Source organism: Schaalia georgiae DSM 6843, assembly GCF_000429245.1.
Taxonomy (GTDB): domain Bacteria; phylum Actinomycetota; class Actinomycetes; order Actinomycetales; family Actinomycetaceae; genus Pauljensenia; species Pauljensenia georgiae.
In genome coordinates, this window is record NZ_AUBM01000010.1 from 1 (window position 1) to 16,695 (window position 16,695).

The window sequence follows — 16,695 nt, forward strand, 5'->3', positions numbered from 1 at the left end:
TCAGACCGTTATCCCGAAGAAGAGGGCAGGTTACTCACGTGTTACTCACCCGTTCGCCACTCATCCACCCAACACAAAGCCAGGCTTCAGCGTTCGACTTGCATGTGTTAAGCACGCCGCCAGCGTTCGTCCTGAGCCAGGATCAAACTCTCCGAACAAAAACAAAACAGCCCGGAAGAGAACCACCCACCCACCCCCAGAACCAACCAGGAACAAGCAGGCGACCCCAACCAAAAAACTCAAAAACAAAAACAGGCACAAAAACAAAACAAAAACTGTAGACAAACAAACACACTATCGAGTTCACAAACAACACCCACACAAACCCACACGCACAGAAAAATCCGTGAACACAGATAAGGAGGAGGGGCCGCAGAGAAGCCCACCATCCCGAACCTCCGGGCGGCAACCTCTCGGCGCAACGAAGAAAACAATACCCACCCCACCCCCCGCCGTCAAATCAGAGCGCCGATCCGCACGAACCCCCTCACAGACCCCACAAACAGTGAATTTCCAGGCTTTTCCACCCAACACGACTGCCTTCGAGCCGCGATTCGTCCAAAAAATGTCCTACAACACAATCGCCATCGCCGTATCGGACAGGACCGACCCGCACCCCACGGCCCGGCCCACACCTCGCAGAACAGGCCCGCCCCACGAACGCCCCACACGCAGAGCAGTCCCCAACACATTAAGGAGGCCACCCGCGCCACCGGCCCCGCGGCGATAATGCCGGGCCCGGCCCACACCTCGTGGACCGGGCCCAGAGCTCGCGGACAGCCCGCGCGCAACGACCCCACTCAACCGAGCAACAGATCCGGCTGAACCGGAATCGCAACAGTCGGCAGATCACGAACCGCCCCGCGCACCGCACACCCGGTCCGCTGGGACACCCGCCTGTTCAGTAAGGTTATTACCAAGCGACTTTGCCATTTTTTGACCTTGGGTTATGCTTCCCCCCAAGAACACGGCTGCGCACCCCCTGGCGGTCCTGCACTCGGGAGGCCCGCAGCCCTGTCCCCCGAACAGAACGCGGAGGATCCGATGAGCAACGAGACGATCAAGACATTCCTGAATGCCGTTTCCGACACCCTGTACAGCTACATCCTCATCGCTGTGCTCATCGGCGTCGGCCTCTACTTCTTCATCCGCACCGCGGCCCTGCCCCTGCGGATGTTCAAGGAGTCCCTTCGGGTCGTCGCCGAGCCCCCGGAGAAAGAGGGCGAGGTCTCGTCCTTCAGGGCGCTCATGGTGTCCACCGCCTCGCGCGTCGGCGTCGGCAACATCGCCGGCGTCGCCACGGCCGTGGGCTTGGGAGGCGCCGGCTCAGTGTTCTGGATGTGGCTCATCGCCACGCTCGGCGGCGCCTCCGCGTTCATCGAGTCCACCCTGGCGCAGATCTACAAGAAGAAGGGGCCTCACCACTCCTACGGCGGCCCCGCCTACTACATCCAGACCGCCCTCAAGAAGAACTGGCTCGCCTCGTCCTTCGCCGTCATGTTGATCCTCACCTACATGGGCGGCTTCAACCTGCTCGCCTCCTTCAACGTCGCGGACGCCTTCAGCGCCTACTCGTGGGCGAACGAGTGGACGCCGTGGATCGTCGGCGCGGTCCTGGCCGTCCTCATGGCCGCCTCCATCTTCGGCGGCACCCGCCGCCTCACTGATGTCACCGGGGTCCTGGTGCCGATCATGGCGCTCGTCTACCTGGGCGTCGGCGTTGTCGTCATCGTGCTCAACTACCAGAACATCCCCACCATGTTCAAAGCGATCGTCTCCGGGGCCTTCGACTTCCGCTTCGAGACGGTGGCTGGCGGCTTCGCGGGCTCGGCCATGATGCACGGCATCAAGCGCGGTCTGTACTCCAACGAGGCGGGCGTCGGCTCCGCCCCCAACGCCGCGGCCTCCGCCTCCGTGTCGCACCCCGTGAAACAGGGCCTGGTCCAGATGCTCTCCGTCTTCATCGACACCATGGTCATCTGCACCCTCACCGCATTCGTCGTGCTCGCCTCAGGCGTCGAAGGAACCGATCTCCTCAAAGGGGCGCCGCTGGTCACAGCCTCCATCGCGACCGTCCTGGGCGGATTCGCGCAGCCCTTCGTCTCCACAGCGCTCTTCCTCTTCGCCTTCACCACCCTGATCGGCAATTTCTACTACGCGGAGGTGAACTTCCGCTTCCTGCTGCGCGACATCGACTTCAAGCACTGGATGCTCACCGCGTTCCGCGCCACTGCGGCCCTGCTGGTGTTCGCGGGCGCCCTGCTGGAGTTCGAGGTCGCGTGGAACCTGGGCGACATCCTCATGGGCCTCCTCGCCCTGATCAATCTGCCCGTGATCGTCATCCTGGGCAAGAAGGCCGTGGACTGCTTGAAGGATTACCAGGCGCAGCGCAAGGCCGGCAAGAACCCGCAGTTCGTCGCCTCCTCCATCGGGCTCGACCCCGGGGAGCTGGACTACTGGCAGGACGCGGCCGCCCCGGTGGCCGCCGCCTCCGCCGTTCCGGTGAACGCGTAGGGGGCGCCAACGCGCCAAAGGCCCCGGTCCCGTTGATGTGATTCGACGGGACCGGGGCCTTTTTCGATATGCGGGTCCAGATCCCACGGGGAGGCTCCCCCGCTGGGGAATCCGCACTGGAGTGCTCTACCTGGCGCGATCCTCTTGCCAGACCCGCATACGCAACCCGGCAGAGTGCCCGCAGGCGGAAAGGACGCGCTATCGGCCGCCCAGCTGCCCCAGGAGCCCGGTGGGGCAGCGGCCTTGCGGCGCTCCCACAGCGCTTGGTGATCGCCCAACCGCCCCGAGAGCCCGGTGGGGAGGGGGCCTTGCGGAACAACGGCTTGGTGCCCCAACAACCTGATCGTCCAGCGGCCTGGTGGTCCGGCTGCTTGGTGGTCCGGCGGCTTGGTGGTCCAAAATGCGTCTGAGTCTCGGGCGGATCCGGGGTCTTTCCGGACGCCTGGTCCAAAATGCGTCTGAGTCTGCCCGAAATCGCCTGAATCCGGCCAAAACCGTCAAACTGAGACGTATTTTGGACCACCCCCGTGCTGGGCCCTCCGAAAACAGCGAAACCCAGACGCATTTTGGACCACCCCACCCCTTGGACCACCCCGCCCCTGGGGAGCGCGGACACGGACCGCAGCAGCACGCGCCGGCGGAGGGGCGCGCGAACAGTCGGCAGTCCGCGCCTCGTGCGGCAGGGACCCGCCGCGCTCACGCACGACGGGTCCCCAGGACTGCGGCCACCGCTCTCACTCAGTGGCGAGCAGCGCCTCCTCGGCCTCCTTGGTCCACAGACCGTCCTTCATGGCAGCGGCCACCTGCGGGAACTTCTCGCCCAGCTCGCTCAGCGGCGTCAGACCCAGGTCGTGCAGGGACGGGAAGACCATGATCTTGCCGCCCGAGGTGCGGTTGATGACGGCGTTGATGGCGTCGCCGAAGCCGGCCATTCCGGTGACGGCGTAGAGGGAAATCGACGTGTCGATGATGCCCTCCTCGATCTTGTGCAGGACAGTGCGCATGTCGGACACATCCGAGCCGGAGGTCCCCAGCATGAAGATGTGGCGCTCGATGATTCCCTGCAGGTCGAAGTCGCCGAAGGTACCCGCGGGGATTCCCGCGAAGGCGTTGATGATCGCGCCCTCGGCCGCCAGGTCGACCGCGCCCGCGACGAGCGCCGGGACGGGCACCAGGCACGTGATGTGGGTGTATCCGTATTCCAGGGGGGTCGCGGAGGTGTTGACGATCGACAGGGGCACGCCGTTCTTCTCGGCGACTGGGCCAACAACGGCCTTCAGGCCCGCGAGGCGCTCGTCGGACAGGTCCGTGCCGACGACGCTGATGCCGGGGACACCGGAGGTGACGGCGCGCATCGTGTGCATCTGGCCCATCGGGCCCGCCGCGCCGACGATGGCGATCTTGTCGCCCACCCGCAGGTCGCCTGTGTCGGGGATCCACGCGTAGCCCTCGGCCGGGTCGTCCCCGGTGGTGCCCACGAAGCGGATGAAGTCGTAGTGGACGCGCCCGATGTCCAGGGACACCTTGCGCTCGATCCGGCGCCCGCCCAGGACGACGTTGAGGACGCCTCGGGAGGCCAGAAGCTGCGCGATCTTCTCGATGACCCCGGCGTTCGCGCCGAAGTAGACGATGTCGTCGAAGGAGCCCTCAACCGACAGCGCCTCCTCCTCGCTCACGCGGGTGATCGAGGCCGGGGCGTGGGCGCTCGTCAGCGCGTCCACGTCGCCCTCGCCGACGACCAGCAGCTTGCCGCCGTCGGCCAGGTGGCCGCGTTCCTTCCACGCGTAGGAGCCCTCGACGGTCGCCCACGGCTCGATGAGGCCGACGGCCGCAGCGGAGGGGGCCTCGGACACGCGGATGAGGAACTCCTCGCCGTCGGGGGCGACGACGCAGCGCTCGTCGACGACCGTGTACTCCTGGAGGGCGCCGTCGAAGTTGTAGCCGAAGGCGCCGTTCGACTTCGCGGTGCGCAGGTGCTTCCAGTCGGCCTGGACCAGGAGGCGGTCACCGACCTTGAAGTGGGTGACGGCGTCGCCGACCGCGATCACGCGGACGACCGGCTCGTGGCCGGGGACTGTGGGGGCACTGCCCGGGCGGTAGTTCGGGATCTCTGCGAGCGCCTCGGGGGCGATGCCGGAGACGACCTCGCTCTTGCGCGGGTGGCTGTCGAACTGGTGCAGCAGCTTCGTGTCGGAGAAGCAGATGCCGCACGCCTCCACTTTGAGGAGCAGTTGGTGGGGACCGAAGCGGTCGACGGGCTTGGCGGTGTTGACCTCGAACTGGTCGACCCCCGTGATCTGGATGGCGTACTGGGTTTCAGGGACCTGAGTCATGTTTTCTTCCTTGTCGTGAGGGGAGCGCGGAACTGGCGGTGGCGTGGAGCGGGAGCGCCCGCGGCGGCGTGCCCACGGGCCGGGCGCGGCCCGCCCCGCCCGGCGGAACGGTCAGGAGAGCATGACCTGGCCCCCGGTGACGGGCACGGCCTGGCCCGTCTCGTAGGCCTGCTCGACGATGTAGTAGATGGCGCGCAGGACGTCGATGCCGCTGGCGCCCCGGCGCATGGGGACCTTCGCCTCGTAGAACTCCTTGACGTCGGCGACGGTCTTGGCGCCGGGGACCTTCCCGGAGTTCAGGTACTGGACGAACAGGCCCTTCTCCGGGTCGGACCACAGGGGGCCGTCGTAGAAGTTCCCGGGGCAGATGGCGTTCACCTTGATGCCGTGGGCGACCAGTTCGAGGGCGAAGGACTGGACCAGGCCGATGCCGCCGAACTTGGAGCCCGCGTAGGCGGCGTTCTTGTTCGAGCCGACCAGGCCGGACTTGGAATTGATCTGGATGATGTCGCACATCCACTCGCCACTGGTCTCGTGCTGGCGGGCCAGCAGCTGCCCCAGGTGTTTGGTGACCAGGAAGAACGCCACGTAGTTGATGTCCGTGGACAGGCGGAACGCCGACGCGTCCTGCTCCAGGACGGAGCCCGCGCGCACAATGCCGGCGTTGGACACGACCAGGTCGAGGCCGCCCGTGACCCGCTCGACCTCGGCGGCCATCGCGGCCACGGAGTCCTCGTCGGCGACGTTGACGGTGATGGGGTGGGTGGTGTCGGCTCCGAGTTCTGCGGCCTTGGCCGCCGCGCCCTCGCCGTTGAGGTCGGCGATGTACACGAAGCACCCCTGGTCGACCAGGCCCTTGGCGATCTCCGCGCCGAAGCCCTGGGCGCCGCCCGTGACCAGGGCGACGCGCCCGGTGATGGCGCGCTCCCCGGAGGCAGTGGCCCGGACCTGGTAGGACTCGCCCCCGGCGGAGACGACGACGGGCAGCTCCACGTCCGCGAGGGAGTCGGGGGCCACGTCGGCCAGGGGCTCGTCGAGGACGATTCCCGCCTCCTGGTCGGTGGGGCTGACGATGACGGGGCGGCGCAGCGCCGCCAGGAAGAGTCCGCGGACCAGCGGTGCGTGTGTCATGGCGGTTGTCTTTCTCTCGGCCCCGCCTGGCGGGGCGTGTGGTTGTGGTTTCAGGCCCTCGTGGCGTCCTCGGCGACGCGGTCGGCCGCCTCGCCGTCGGCGACCCTCCTGCCCAGGGGCGCGTACTGGGCGATGCGCTGCGCGAGGCGGTCGGGGCCCAGCCGTCCCGTCCGGCCCAGCAGGTGCAGGGCCGGGTCCACGGAGGACAGGGCCTCGTGGGCGACCAGCGCCCACGTGGCCTCGTTGAGGCCGGCGAACTCGGGGCGGCGCAGTTCGGGGCAGTTGAAGGCCTGGCGCGGTTGGTTGATGTCAACGCCGGAGATCTCCAGCATGCCGTGGGCGGCGGCGAGCCGGTGGACGCGCTCGAGTTGGGCGGGGGTGTTGCGCGGGGGCATGTAGGTGACGGCGCGCAGGCCCTTGGCCTCCATGGCGTCGAAGAGCTCGTCGAGGAAGTCGTCCTCGAATTTCTCCGCCTTCTTGTCACCGGTCGGCGAGGCGGACACGTCTCCCAGGTAGGCGTAGGTGGCGATCGCCCCCACGGAGTCGGCGAACGCGACGACCTCGTCGGCGGTGGCCAGCTCGTCGGTGGGTTGGATGTAGACGCGGTCGAGGTACTCGGCCTTGAGGACGCCGAGCAGGTCGAACACGAGGTGGGGATTGCCGGGGTCGGCCAGGGCGCCGCAAAGAGCGGCGGGCACGCGGACGCCCATCGTCCCCAGGCCTGCCACCAGGGCGGGGCCGCGTCCGAATCCCCTGATCAGGGCCGAGGCCATGGCGGCCAGGAGGTGGCGCTCGGTGATGCCTCCCCCGTGGGCGTACTGGGAGGCGCCGACCATGTCGGCCTGCGGGTCGAAGGGTTCCAGGCCCAGGCCGGCCAGGATGGTGTTCGCCTCGTCGGCCATCGCCAGGGTGCGGCGCAGCCGCGCCTGCCGCTTGGGGGCCAGCCACGCGTCCACTGCGGCGCGCGCGGGCTCGGGCACTCCCTGAACGGTCATGTAGGCGATTCCCGCGGAGTCGGGGTTGTTGAGTTTGCGCCCGTCGAGCGGGCCGTCCGGGTCGAAGCGCGCGCGGATCTCGAAACCCGTCACGGAGCCCATTCCCAGGGCACGGGTGGCGGCCGTCATCTCCGCCGCGGCGGCGATGGAGTCGTGGTCGACGGAGCCCACCACCCGCAATCCTGCCCGGCGCGCCAGCAGGGCGGCGTGCGTGGGGGTGTAGGGGCTGAAGGAGTAGCAGGTGTGGATGTGGTTGTTGGACTCGGGGACCCATTCGGGGAACGCTTCCCCGCGGATGGCTTCCCGGAGCGCTGCTGTGCGCTCATCCTGGCTGAGGGTCGCGTCGTTCGTGGCGTCCATTGTTGGTCCTCGCATCACGGTCATTGGGTTGCGATGAAGTGTGGCGACGGGGCCGGGGCGGTGTTGGCGTGGAGGGTGCCCCGGCCCCGTCGCTGGTCCGCTTGGCGGACCGGCAGGGGGCGGGCCGGAAAGGGGAGCACGGCCCGCCCCATGGCTTTTACAGGCCCGCCCTGTTGAGGCGGGCGATCTCGGCCTCGGTCGCGTGCTTCGTGGTGGGCACGTGGCCGGGCAATGGGACGATGCGCTCATGGATCGCGTCTATGATCCAGGATACCTGCGGGAAGAAGAAAGATTCCATCTCAGGGCCGGGTGTGATGCCGTTGCGCGAGCCCACGACGGCCACCGGCGCGTCGAGCGCGTCGAAGGCGAGGGTCTGCACGTTGGTGGCGACCGTGTTGAGGAAGGATCCGCGTTCGACCGCGTCCGAGGTGAGCAGCAGGCGGCCGGTCTTCTTGACGGAGGCGATGAGCTTGTCGTAGTTCAGGGGCGCCACGAAGCGCAGGTCGATGACCTCGGCGCTCATGCCGTACTTCTCAGCCAGCACGTCCGCGGCCTCGAGGGCCTTGTAGACGGTGGCTCCGTATGCCGCGATCGTGATGTCGCTGCCCTCGCGGCGGATCGCGGGCTCGCCCTCTTCGGTCTCGTAGTAGCCCTCGGGGACGCCGCCGGGCTCGAAGTCCTCGCCCTTGTCGTAGAGCTTCTGGGATTCGAAGAAGACGACGGGGTCGGTGCCGGACAGCGCCAGGTTGAGCATGCCCTTGGCGTCGGTGGGCGTGGTCGGGAAGTAGACCTTGAGGCCGGGGATGTGGGCTGTCAGAGCGCTCCAGTCCTGGCTGTGCTGGGCGCCGTACTTGGCTCCCACGGAGACGCGCAGGACGAGGGGCATCTTGAGCAGGCCGGCGCTCATGGACTGCCACTTGGCCATCTGGTTGAAGACCTCGTCGCCAGCGCGTCCCAGGAAGTCGCAGTACATGAGTTCGACGACCGCGCGCCCGCCTGCCATGGCGTAGCCGACGCCCGCGCCGACGATGGAGGCCTCGGCGATGGGCGAGTTGAAGAGGCGGCGGTAGGGCAGTGCCTCGGTGAGGCCGCGGTAGACGGCGAAGGCGCCGCCCCAGTCGCGGTTCTCCTCGCCCCAGGCGGCCATCGTCGGGTCGGTCTTGAAGCGGTGCAGCATCGCCTCGAAGAGGCCGTCGCGGAACTGGTACATGCGCATCTTGGAGACGGGCTTGCCGGACTCGTCGACGCTGGTGCGCACCTTCTTGGCCAGGGCCTTCACGCGCGGGTTGTCCGCCAGGTCGATCTCGGGGGTGGCATCGTCGAAGGACTCGACCTTCTCGTTGGAGTACATGACGGAGTCGATGTAGCCGTCGGCCACGCGCGGGGTGGTCTGGTCGTCGATGGCGAGCTTGAGGACCTTGACGAGTTTGCCGGTCAGGCCCGCCGTGTAGTCGTCGATGGCGGACTGGGTGGTGAGGCCGTTGGAGATGAGCAGCTCGGAGTACTCCTTGATGCAGTCGACCTGCTCCCACAGCTCGACCTCCTCCTTCGTGCGGTACGACGAGGCGTCCGACGGCGAGTGGCCCGAGAAGCGGTAGGTGATGGTGTCCATGAGGACGGGGCCGCGCCCCTCCTCGAGGATCTTCTTCTTGCGGGCGGTGGCATCGGCGACGGCGAGGGGGTTGATGCCGTCGACGCGCTCGGCGTGCATGGCCTCGGGGTTGAGGGCGGCGCCCACGCGGGCGAGGACCTCGTAGCCCATGGTCTCGCCGTAGGTCTGGCCGCCCATGCCGTAGAAGTTGTTGAAGAAGTTGAACAGGATCGGCGGGTTGCCGCCGTCCTCCGCGCGCCACAGGGAGCGGAACTGGTCCATCGACGCGAAGGTGAGGGCCTCCCACACGGGGCCGCAGGCCAGGGCGGCGTCGCCGACGTTGGAGATGACGATGCCGGGCTTGCGGTTGATGCGCTTGAACAGGGCCGCGCCGTTGGCGATGGGGGCGCTCCCACCGACGATCGCGTTGTTCGGGTATGAGCCGAACGGCAGGAAGAAGGTGTGCATGGAGCCGCCCAGGCCGCGGTTGAAGCCGGACTTGCGGGCGAAGATCTCGGCGAGCGCCCCGAAGAGGATGAAGTTCTCAGTGAGGTCCTTGGTGTCCTTGTAGTCGATCCGCTCGGCGTAGGACAGGGTCTCGCCGCCCAGGAAGCCCTTCATGATGGCCTCGAGGTCGCCCTCGTCCATCTGGTGCATCGCCGAATAGCACTTGGCGAGGATCTCCCCGTGGGAGCGGTGGGAGCCGAAGATGAAGTCGTCCGGGGCCAGTACGGCGCTCTGGCCGACGTAGGCGGACTCCTGGCCGATGCCGAGGTGGGCGGGGCCCTTGTGGTTGTACGCGACGCCCTGCCACTCGCCGGTCTTCTTGATGGAGTCAAGCATCGACTCGAAGGTGCGCACGACGATCATGTCGTGGAGCATGCGCACGAGGCCGTCCTCGCCGTGGCGCGCCACCTCGGTGCCGAGGTCGAAGGAGTACTGGTTCACGGGAACGTCCGGGAAGGCGACGTGCCCGGGCGCGCGCACCTCCGAGGGATCGACGATGAGTGACTTGGTCATGGGTTTTCTACTTCTTCCTTGAGTAGCGGGTGTTCAGAGCTTGACGGCCCAGGCGGCCTCGCGGATGACCTCGGAGACCGTGGGGTGGGGGAAGACGACCTGGCGCAGGTCCTCGACGGTGAGCTCCATCTCGAGGACGGCCTGCGCGCCCCAGATCATCTCGGCGGCGTACGCGCCGAGCACGTGGATGCCGAGGACCTGGTGGGTGTCGGGGTCGACGAGGATCTTCGCCTCGCCGGGGGCCTTGAAGCCGTTCTCGGCGATGAAGCGGCCGGACATGAGGGCGGGGACCTTGGCGACCAGGACGGGGCGCCCCTCGCGCTTGGCGGCCGATTCGGTCAGGCCGACGCCGGCGGCCTCGGGGATCGAGAACACGGCCCACGGCACGGTGTGCCAGCGCATGACCTCGCCGCGCTTCTTGGCGTCCGGGTCGAGGATGTTCGCCGCGGCGATCTCAGCCATGCGGTAAGCGGCGTGCGCCAGCAGCGACCGCCCGGTGACATCGCCGATGGCCCACACGTTCGGCAGGTTCGTGCGCATCGTGTCGTCGACGACGACGCCGCGGTTGATCTCGAGGCCACTCTCTTCGGCGCCCCAGCCGTCAGTCGCGGGGCGGCGGCCGACGGCCATGAGGACCACGTCGGCATCGACGCTCTTGCTCTCCCCGTCCTTGGAGTAGTGGACGGTGCCCCCGTCGAGGGATTCGACCCGGCAGCCGAGCTCGAAGGCCACGTCCCTCATGGCGGCGCGCGCCTTGGCGGCCAGGTCGTCGTCCATGAAGGGCAGGATCTCAGGCGCCATCTCGATGACGGTGACCTTCGAGCCGAGCGTGGAGTAGAGGGAGGCGAACTCGACGCCGATGACACCGCCGCCGATGACGGCCAGGCGCTCGGGCACCTCGGGCAGGGACAGGATGCCCGTGGAGTCCACGAGGGCGGGGTTGTCCTGCGTGCCGGGCAGCGGGGGCATGGCCGGGACTGAGCCGGTGGCGATGATGACGTGGTCCGAGGTGTAGGCCGTGCCCTCCACGGTGACGCGTCCGGGGGCGTCGAGGCGGCCCCGTCCGTTGATGACCGCGACTCCCGCCTTGCGCTCGGTGGCGGCCACGCCCGCGACCAGTCCGCGCACGACCTGGTCCTTCCAGTCCTGCATCTGCCTCCAGTTGACGGACACGCCCTGGGCGTCGACGCCGAATTGGCTGGCTTCCTTGGCGTGCAGGTAGTTCTTGGCGCCGTTGAGCAGGGTCTTCGTGGGGATGCAGCCCACGTTCAGGCAGGTGCCGCCCAGGTACTGCTCTTCGACCAGCGCGACCTTCTTGCCCGCGTTCCCCAGGCGCTCGGCGGCCAGGTAGCCCCCGGGGCCGGCCCCCAGGACGATGACGTCGAAGTGTGTCTCGCTCATGTGTGTTCCTCTTTCCTCAGGCCAGGACTGTCACGTCGATGTTCTCGATGGCGGCGACGAGGTCGCGCAGGAAGCGCGCGCCGTCCGCGCCGTCGATGACCTGGTGGTCGATCGTGAGCGACAGGTTGAGGCGCTGCTCGACGCCGACGGTGCCGTCGGGGGCGAGGGCCGGGCGCGGAGTGATCGCGCCGACGCCGAGGATCGCCGTCTGGGGCAGGTTGATGACGGGGGTGAAGGTCTCGATCCCGAAGGATCCGATGTTGGAGACCGTGAAGGTCCCGCCGCCCAGGTAGTCGGGCGACAGGGTGCCGTCGATGGCGCCGCCGGCCAGGCGCTTGGCCTCGTCGGAGAACGCCTTGAGGCCCAGGGACTGCGCGGAGCGGATGACGGGGACCAGGAGGCCGCGCGGGGTGTCGCACGCGAAGCCGAGGTGCACCTGCTCGAACTGGGTGAGGACGCCGTCTTCGAGGTGCGCGTTGAAGACGGGGTACTTCGGCAGGGTGCGCGACACCGCGAAGCAGACGAGGTCGTTGAGAGTGATCTTGTTCAGCCCCAGGGCCTCGTCGGCGTTCTTGACTTTCTTGCGCAGGGCGAGGATGCCGGCCGCGTTCGCCGTGGTGTTCAGGGTCAGCTGGGCGGTCGTGGTCAGGGACTCCATCATGCGCTTGGCGACGACCTTGCGCACGCCCTTGAGCGGTGAGGATGCGGAGGCGCCGGGGAAGTCGGCGGCCGGAGCGGCAGCCGGGGCGGCGGGTGCGGCCGGTGCCCCGGGGGCGCGGTTCGCGTCGGCGACGCTGACGCGGCCCCCGATTCCGGTGCCCTCTGCGGCGCTCACACCGGCGGCGCGCGCGGCGGAGGTGAGGACAGGGCCGGCGGCGATCGCCGCGGCGACATCGCGCTCGATGACGCGCCCGTGGGGCCCGGAGCCCTCGGTGATGGCCGAGGCGTCGATGCCCTTGGCGGACGCGAGCGCGCGGGCGCGCGGGGAGACGGCGCCACTGGCCGCGGTGGTCGCGAGGGAGGGCGCGGGCACGGCGCTGGCGGGGGCCTCCTCGTCGGGCGCGGGTCCGGCCTCGGCGGCCCCACCCCCGGGGACGAGGCCGGAGACGTCCTCGCCGGGGGCGCCGACGATGATGAGGGGATCCTTGACGGGGACCTCGTCCCCCTCGTCCCACAGGAGCTTGAGAACAGTGCCCTCGGCGGTCGATGGCACCTCCATCGTCGACTTGTCGGTCTCGATGGAGCAGAGGGTCTGGTCGAGGGAGACGGCGTCGCCCTCGGCGACCGTCCACTCCACGATGATGCAGGACTCCACAGAGTTGCCCAGCTGGGGCATCACCACGATGGTGGCCATGTATTTCCTCCTAGACGATGCGCAACTTCGTGCGCTCGGAAAGTTCCTTTGTGGATTGGGTGGGGATCTCATCGTCGGTGATGATTCCGGTGACCTCGTCGATCCCCATGAAGCTGACGAAACCGGCGCACCCGTACTTGGACGAGTCGGCCAGCAGCCACGTCTCTTCTGCGCGGGTGCGCATGACGGCACCGACCTGGCCGCCCTCGATGAGCTGTGTGGTCAGGCCGCGGTCAACGCTGAAGCCATCGGTTCCGAGGAAGGCGATGCGGGCGTTGAAGTCGTTGATGGAGCGTTCGGCGACCGGTCCGACCAGGGACTCGGACTCGGCGCGGAACTGCCCTCCTGTGAGAGTGATGTTGAGGTTGGGGTTCGAGCGCGCGTTCGCGAAGACGAGCACGGAGTTGGTGAGGATCTGGACGCCGCGCTTGCGGGTGAGGAACTTGACGATGAGGGCGCACGAGGTGCCGGCCTCGATCATGATGCGGTCGTCGTCGCGGACCATGTCGGCGGCGGCGCGCGCAATGCGCTCCTTCTGTTCGACGCGGTCGAGTTGGCGCAGGTGGATATTGCGGAAAGCGGTCGGCCGCGCTCCCCCGTGGGTGCGCACGAGGTAGCCCTCGACTTCGAGGGCCCTGAGCGTGGTGCGCACGGTGACGGGCGAGACGCCGAGGTCGGCGGCCAGTGCCGTGACGCTCACCTCCCCCTCGGCGGCGAGGCGGTCGAGGATATAGCCGGTGCGCGCCGCCCGATCCATGTCCATCACCTCTTCGTGGACGAAAATCCGTCATTTTGCTTTCCCTTGCGTCTATAATAGACAAGGAAACGAAAGTGCGCAACATCATTCGGACACCACTTCCGCAGCGGCAGGGCATGCGCGGCCCACACGCGGGCCAAGGGGGCGCAGAAGCGCGCTTTGCCTGGACAATACGCAGAAAAGGCGGGCGGGATCCGATTCGGACCCCGCCCGCCGCACGTCTGCCCGCACAGCAGCGCCCGTAGCGCCACCCACACGGAAAAACGAAACTCAAACGAAAATGCTCACTCGTCCGGCTGGCGCACCCCGACCGTGATCAGCAGGTTCCCGTACAGGCGCTGCTCCCCCGTCGCCACGACGATCCCCACATCCTCGGAGCGGGCCGCGTCGTAGAAGTCGAAGCGCGTGAGGGAGGAGAACTCCACGTCGGGCAACTCCTCCTTGAACTCGTCGTGGATCGGGATCCCCACCGGCTCGGCAGTGGGGTCGGGGACCATGATCTCCACGCTCTCGATCGGGATCGTCCTCTTGAGGACCCGGAGCACTTCGATCACGTCCAGCATGCCGGGAGCGTAGTTGAGCGAGACCAACTCGCAGGAGGGTCCCACTCCAGTCTTGTGGGGGTAGTTCGCGTCCGCCAGCAGGATCTTCGAGCCGTGGCCGGCAGTGGCCAGGGCGCGCAGGAACTGCGGATGGGTCATGGGTCCGTACAGCACTGTGGTTCCTTTCATAGTATGGAGCTGGCCCGGATGACCAACTCGGGGTCGATCGTGATGTCCTGCGGCCTGCCCCCGTCGATCATGGAGCGGACCAGGCGCACGGCTGTGCGCCCCAGCCTGTCGAAGGGCTGGTGGATCGTTGTGAGCGGCGGCGCGTAGGAGTCCGCGCCGTCGATGTCGTCGAAGCCGACGACGCGCACGTCCCCGGGCACCGTCCCCCCTTTCTCGTGGATGAAGCGCATCGCCCCCAGGGCGAGCTGGTCGTTCGCCGTCTGGATGCCCTGCGGCAGGCGGTCCAGCGCGCGCATCGCGTCGTAGCCGTCGCGGGAGTCCCACGAGTCCGGCACCAGGACGCGCGGGCGCACCCCCGCCTCGGCGCAGGCCCGCTGGTACCCGATGCGGCGCATGACCGCGTCCGACCAGCCCTCGGGCCCGCAGATGTGCACGACGTCGGTGAGTCCCTGGTCCAGCAGGTGCTCCGTGGCGATCCGCGCGCCACGGACATTGTCGATGGCGACGGTGGAAACCCCGTCGAGCCCCTTCTCCGAAGTGAGGACCAGCACTGTGGGGACCCTCTGACCGACGGCGGCTGCCATCTCCACAGTGGGATCCTGGCCCCCCAGGATCACGACGCCATCGACGTCGAAGGGCGCGATGTCCGAGCGCAGCCGCCCATCGGGCGAGTACGCGTAGGAAAGGGACACGTGGTACCCCGCCTGGCTGGAGGCGTTGAGCACCGCCAGCAGCACCCGCCCGTGCCCGTGGAACATCGGTGCGGCCAGCAGCACGTGGAGGACCCCCGTGCGGTTCGAGGCCAGCGCCCGCGCCGCGTAGTTCGGCACGTACCCCGTCTCGTCGATGAGGGCGGCGATGCGCTTGCGGGTCTTGTCCGCCACCTCGGGGTCGCCGCGCACCACGCGGGACACGGTGTTCGTCGACACCCCCGCCAACGCCGCGATATCCGCCAGGGATACTTTCTTAGCGGGCTTGCGGGACATGGACACGGGTGGAGGCGCTCGCCGCGATCACAGCCGGGCGGTCGGCGGGGTCGAGCTCCCCCAGGGCCTCGAGTTGGGCGAGCAACGAGCCGAAGGTGGACGCCTCGATGGGCCCCGCCACGACCGTGACCCCCGCGAGGGAGGCGGTGAGGTCGCACAGCAGCCGGTTGCGGGCGCCGCCGCCAACCAGGTTGAGCTGGTCGGGGGCCTGCCCCGTCGCCTCCGTCAACTCGCCGACGGCGCGGGCGTAGCGGTGGGCGAAGGACTCGATGATGACGCGCACGTACTCGGGCATCGACTGGGGAAGGGGGGCGCCCTGGGCGGCCAGGGCCTGGTCGATCTTGCGCTGCATGTCGCCGGGTTCGGCGAAGCGGGGGTCGTCGGGGTTGAAGTAGGCGGCGGCGGGCGGGCACTGGCGGGCCTGGGCGACCAGTTCGTCGGTGTCGGTCGGCGTCCCCTCGCGCTCCCACTGGCGCTGGATCTCCTGGAGGATCCACATCCCGGTGATGTTGAACAGCGGCCGCACGCCCCCGTCGGTGCGCGCTTCGTTGGTGATCCCCAGGTCGAAGGCCGCGTCCGACATCAGGGGCGCGTCCTCGATGGCGCCCAGGACCGACCAGGAGCCGCAGGAGAGGAAGTAGGCCCGCTTCCCCTCGTCGATGGGCAGGCCGTGGACCGCGCAGGCGCTGTCGTGGGCGCCGCCGCGCACGACGGTGAGCCCCTCCAGGCCGGGGACGGAGCACTGCCCCACGACGGTGCGGTCGGCGCTGATGCCCCCCACCCATTGCCGGGGGATGCCGAGGCGTTCGAAGACCTCGTCGGAGAACCGCCCGGCTCCTGGCTCGGCCAGGCCCGACGTGGAGGCGATGGTGCGCGACCAGCCCTTGACGCCGGTGAGGCGCCATGCGAAGTAGTCGGGCAGGTAGAGGACCGACGCGACCCTGGCGGCCAGCTCCGGCTCCTCGACGAGCATGGCGACCAGTTGGTTCGCGGTGTTGATGGTGGCGGGCTGCAGACCCGTGAGGTCGAAGACCTCCCGGTCGCCCAGGCGGGAGCGGAACTCCCCGAGTGTGCGGGATGTGCGCTCGTCGCGGTAGGCGCGGACCGGGCCGACCAATTCGTCGTCGGCGTCGAGTGGGGCGAAGTCCACGCCCCACGTGTCGATGGAGACGGAGACGGCGTCGGGGTGGGCCTCGACGGCTTCGCGCAGCCCGATGACGGTCTGCTCCCACATGGTCTCGACGTCCCATGTCAGGGAGGCGCCGTCGCGCAGGGCCTGGTGCTTGAAACGGTGGACGTCGGCGACCTCCACGCGCCCATCGGCGAAAGTGCCGGCGAGTACGCGCCCCGACGCGGATCCGAGGTCTACGGCAAGTACGGTGGTCATCCTGGGTTCCCTTTCTCACCCGCCACCACCCGTGCGGCGAGGGCGGGAATGCCATTATGCTCCCGGACCCCCTGTGTCCGGGTACTCCGTGCGGAGGCGGCCCTTGGTCGGGCCGGTGCCCCGCGCGTGCGCGGG

11 protein-coding genes and 1 rRNA gene are annotated in these 16,695 nt (G+C 68.4%); 1 reads left to right on the forward strand and 11 read right to left on the reverse strand.

Features of this window, described 5'->3' with window-relative positions; translation table 11 throughout:
* Positions 1 to 158 (reverse strand): 16S ribosomal RNA (locus tag G447_RS0105510); the annotation flags it as partial.
* A gap of 886 nt (positions 159 to 1,044) precedes the next feature.
* Here G447_RS0105510 and G447_RS0105515 point away from each other — a divergent pair.
* Positions 1,045 to 2,514, forward strand: coding sequence for an alanine/glycine:cation symporter family protein (locus tag G447_RS0105515; RefSeq protein ID WP_026430343.1), 1,470 nt, complete (start codon positions 1,045 to 1,047; stop codon positions 2,512 to 2,514).
* A 734-nt stretch (positions 2,515 to 3,248) separates the two neighbouring features.
* On the opposite strand, the gene G447_RS0105520 is transcribed toward G447_RS0105515, so the two are convergent.
* The 10 genes from G447_RS0105520 to G447_RS0105565 all read right to left on the reverse strand — a co-directional run bounded on the left by G447_RS0105520 (position 3,249) and on the right by G447_RS0105565 (position 16,560).
* On the reverse strand, positions 3,249 to 4,847 hold the full coding sequence (locus G447_RS0105520) for an alcohol dehydrogenase catalytic domain-containing protein (protein WP_005869465.1): 1,599 nt from the start codon (positions 4,845 to 4,847) through the stop codon (positions 3,249 to 3,251).
* A gap of 111 nt (positions 4,848 to 4,958) precedes the next feature.
* Entirely contained in the window at positions 4,959 to 5,978 is a 1,020-nt protein-coding gene (locus G447_RS0105525; protein WP_005869462.1) for an SDR family NAD(P)-dependent oxidoreductase, read from the reverse strand.
* Positions 5,979 to 6,028: 50 nt separating this feature from the next.
* Entirely contained in the window at positions 6,029 to 7,333 is a 1,305-nt protein-coding gene (locus tag G447_RS0105530) for a PHP domain-containing protein (RefSeq protein ID WP_026430344.1), read from the reverse strand.
* 157 nt (positions 7,334 to 7,490) lie between these two features.
* Positions 7,491 to 9,944: an alpha-ketoacid dehydrogenase subunit alpha/beta gene (locus G447_RS0105535; RefSeq protein WP_005869463.1), complete on the reverse strand. Its 2,454-nt coding sequence runs from the start codon at positions 9,942 to 9,944 to the stop codon at positions 7,491 to 7,493.
* A 33-nt stretch (positions 9,945 to 9,977) separates the two neighbouring features.
* Complete coding sequence (gene lpdA, locus G447_RS0105540; RefSeq protein WP_026430345.1) at positions 9,978 to 11,345, reverse strand: dihydrolipoyl dehydrogenase; 1,368 nt, start codon at positions 11,343 to 11,345, stop codon at positions 9,978 to 9,980.
* Positions 11,346 to 11,361: 16 nt separating this feature from the next.
* A complete protein-coding gene (locus G447_RS0105545; protein ID WP_026430346.1) occupies positions 11,362 to 12,699 on the reverse strand; it encodes a dihydrolipoamide acetyltransferase family protein in 1,338 nt (445 codons plus the stop codon).
* Positions 12,700 to 12,709: 10 nt separating this feature from the next.
* Positions 12,710 to 13,456: a DeoR/GlpR family DNA-binding transcription regulator gene (locus G447_RS0105550; protein WP_026430347.1), complete on the reverse strand. Its 747-nt coding sequence runs from the start codon at positions 13,454 to 13,456 to the stop codon at positions 12,710 to 12,712.
* A gap of 284 nt (positions 13,457 to 13,740) precedes the next feature.
* Positions 13,741 to 14,172, reverse strand: a complete 432-nt coding sequence (locus tag G447_RS0105555; protein ID WP_005869149.1) for an RbsD/FucU family protein — start codon at positions 14,170 to 14,172, stop codon at positions 13,741 to 13,743.
* Positions 14,173 to 14,183: 11 nt separating this feature from the next.
* Entirely contained in the window at positions 14,184 to 15,179 is a 996-nt protein-coding gene (locus G447_RS0105560) for a substrate-binding domain-containing protein (protein WP_026430348.1), read from the reverse strand.
* Entirely contained in the window at positions 15,154 to 16,560 is a 1,407-nt protein-coding gene (locus tag G447_RS0105565; RefSeq protein WP_026430349.1) for a rhamnulokinase, read from the reverse strand. Before G447_RS0105565 ends, G447_RS0105560 begins: the two co-directional genes overlap by 26 nt.
* Positions 16,561 to 16,695: the final 135 nt, after the last annotated feature.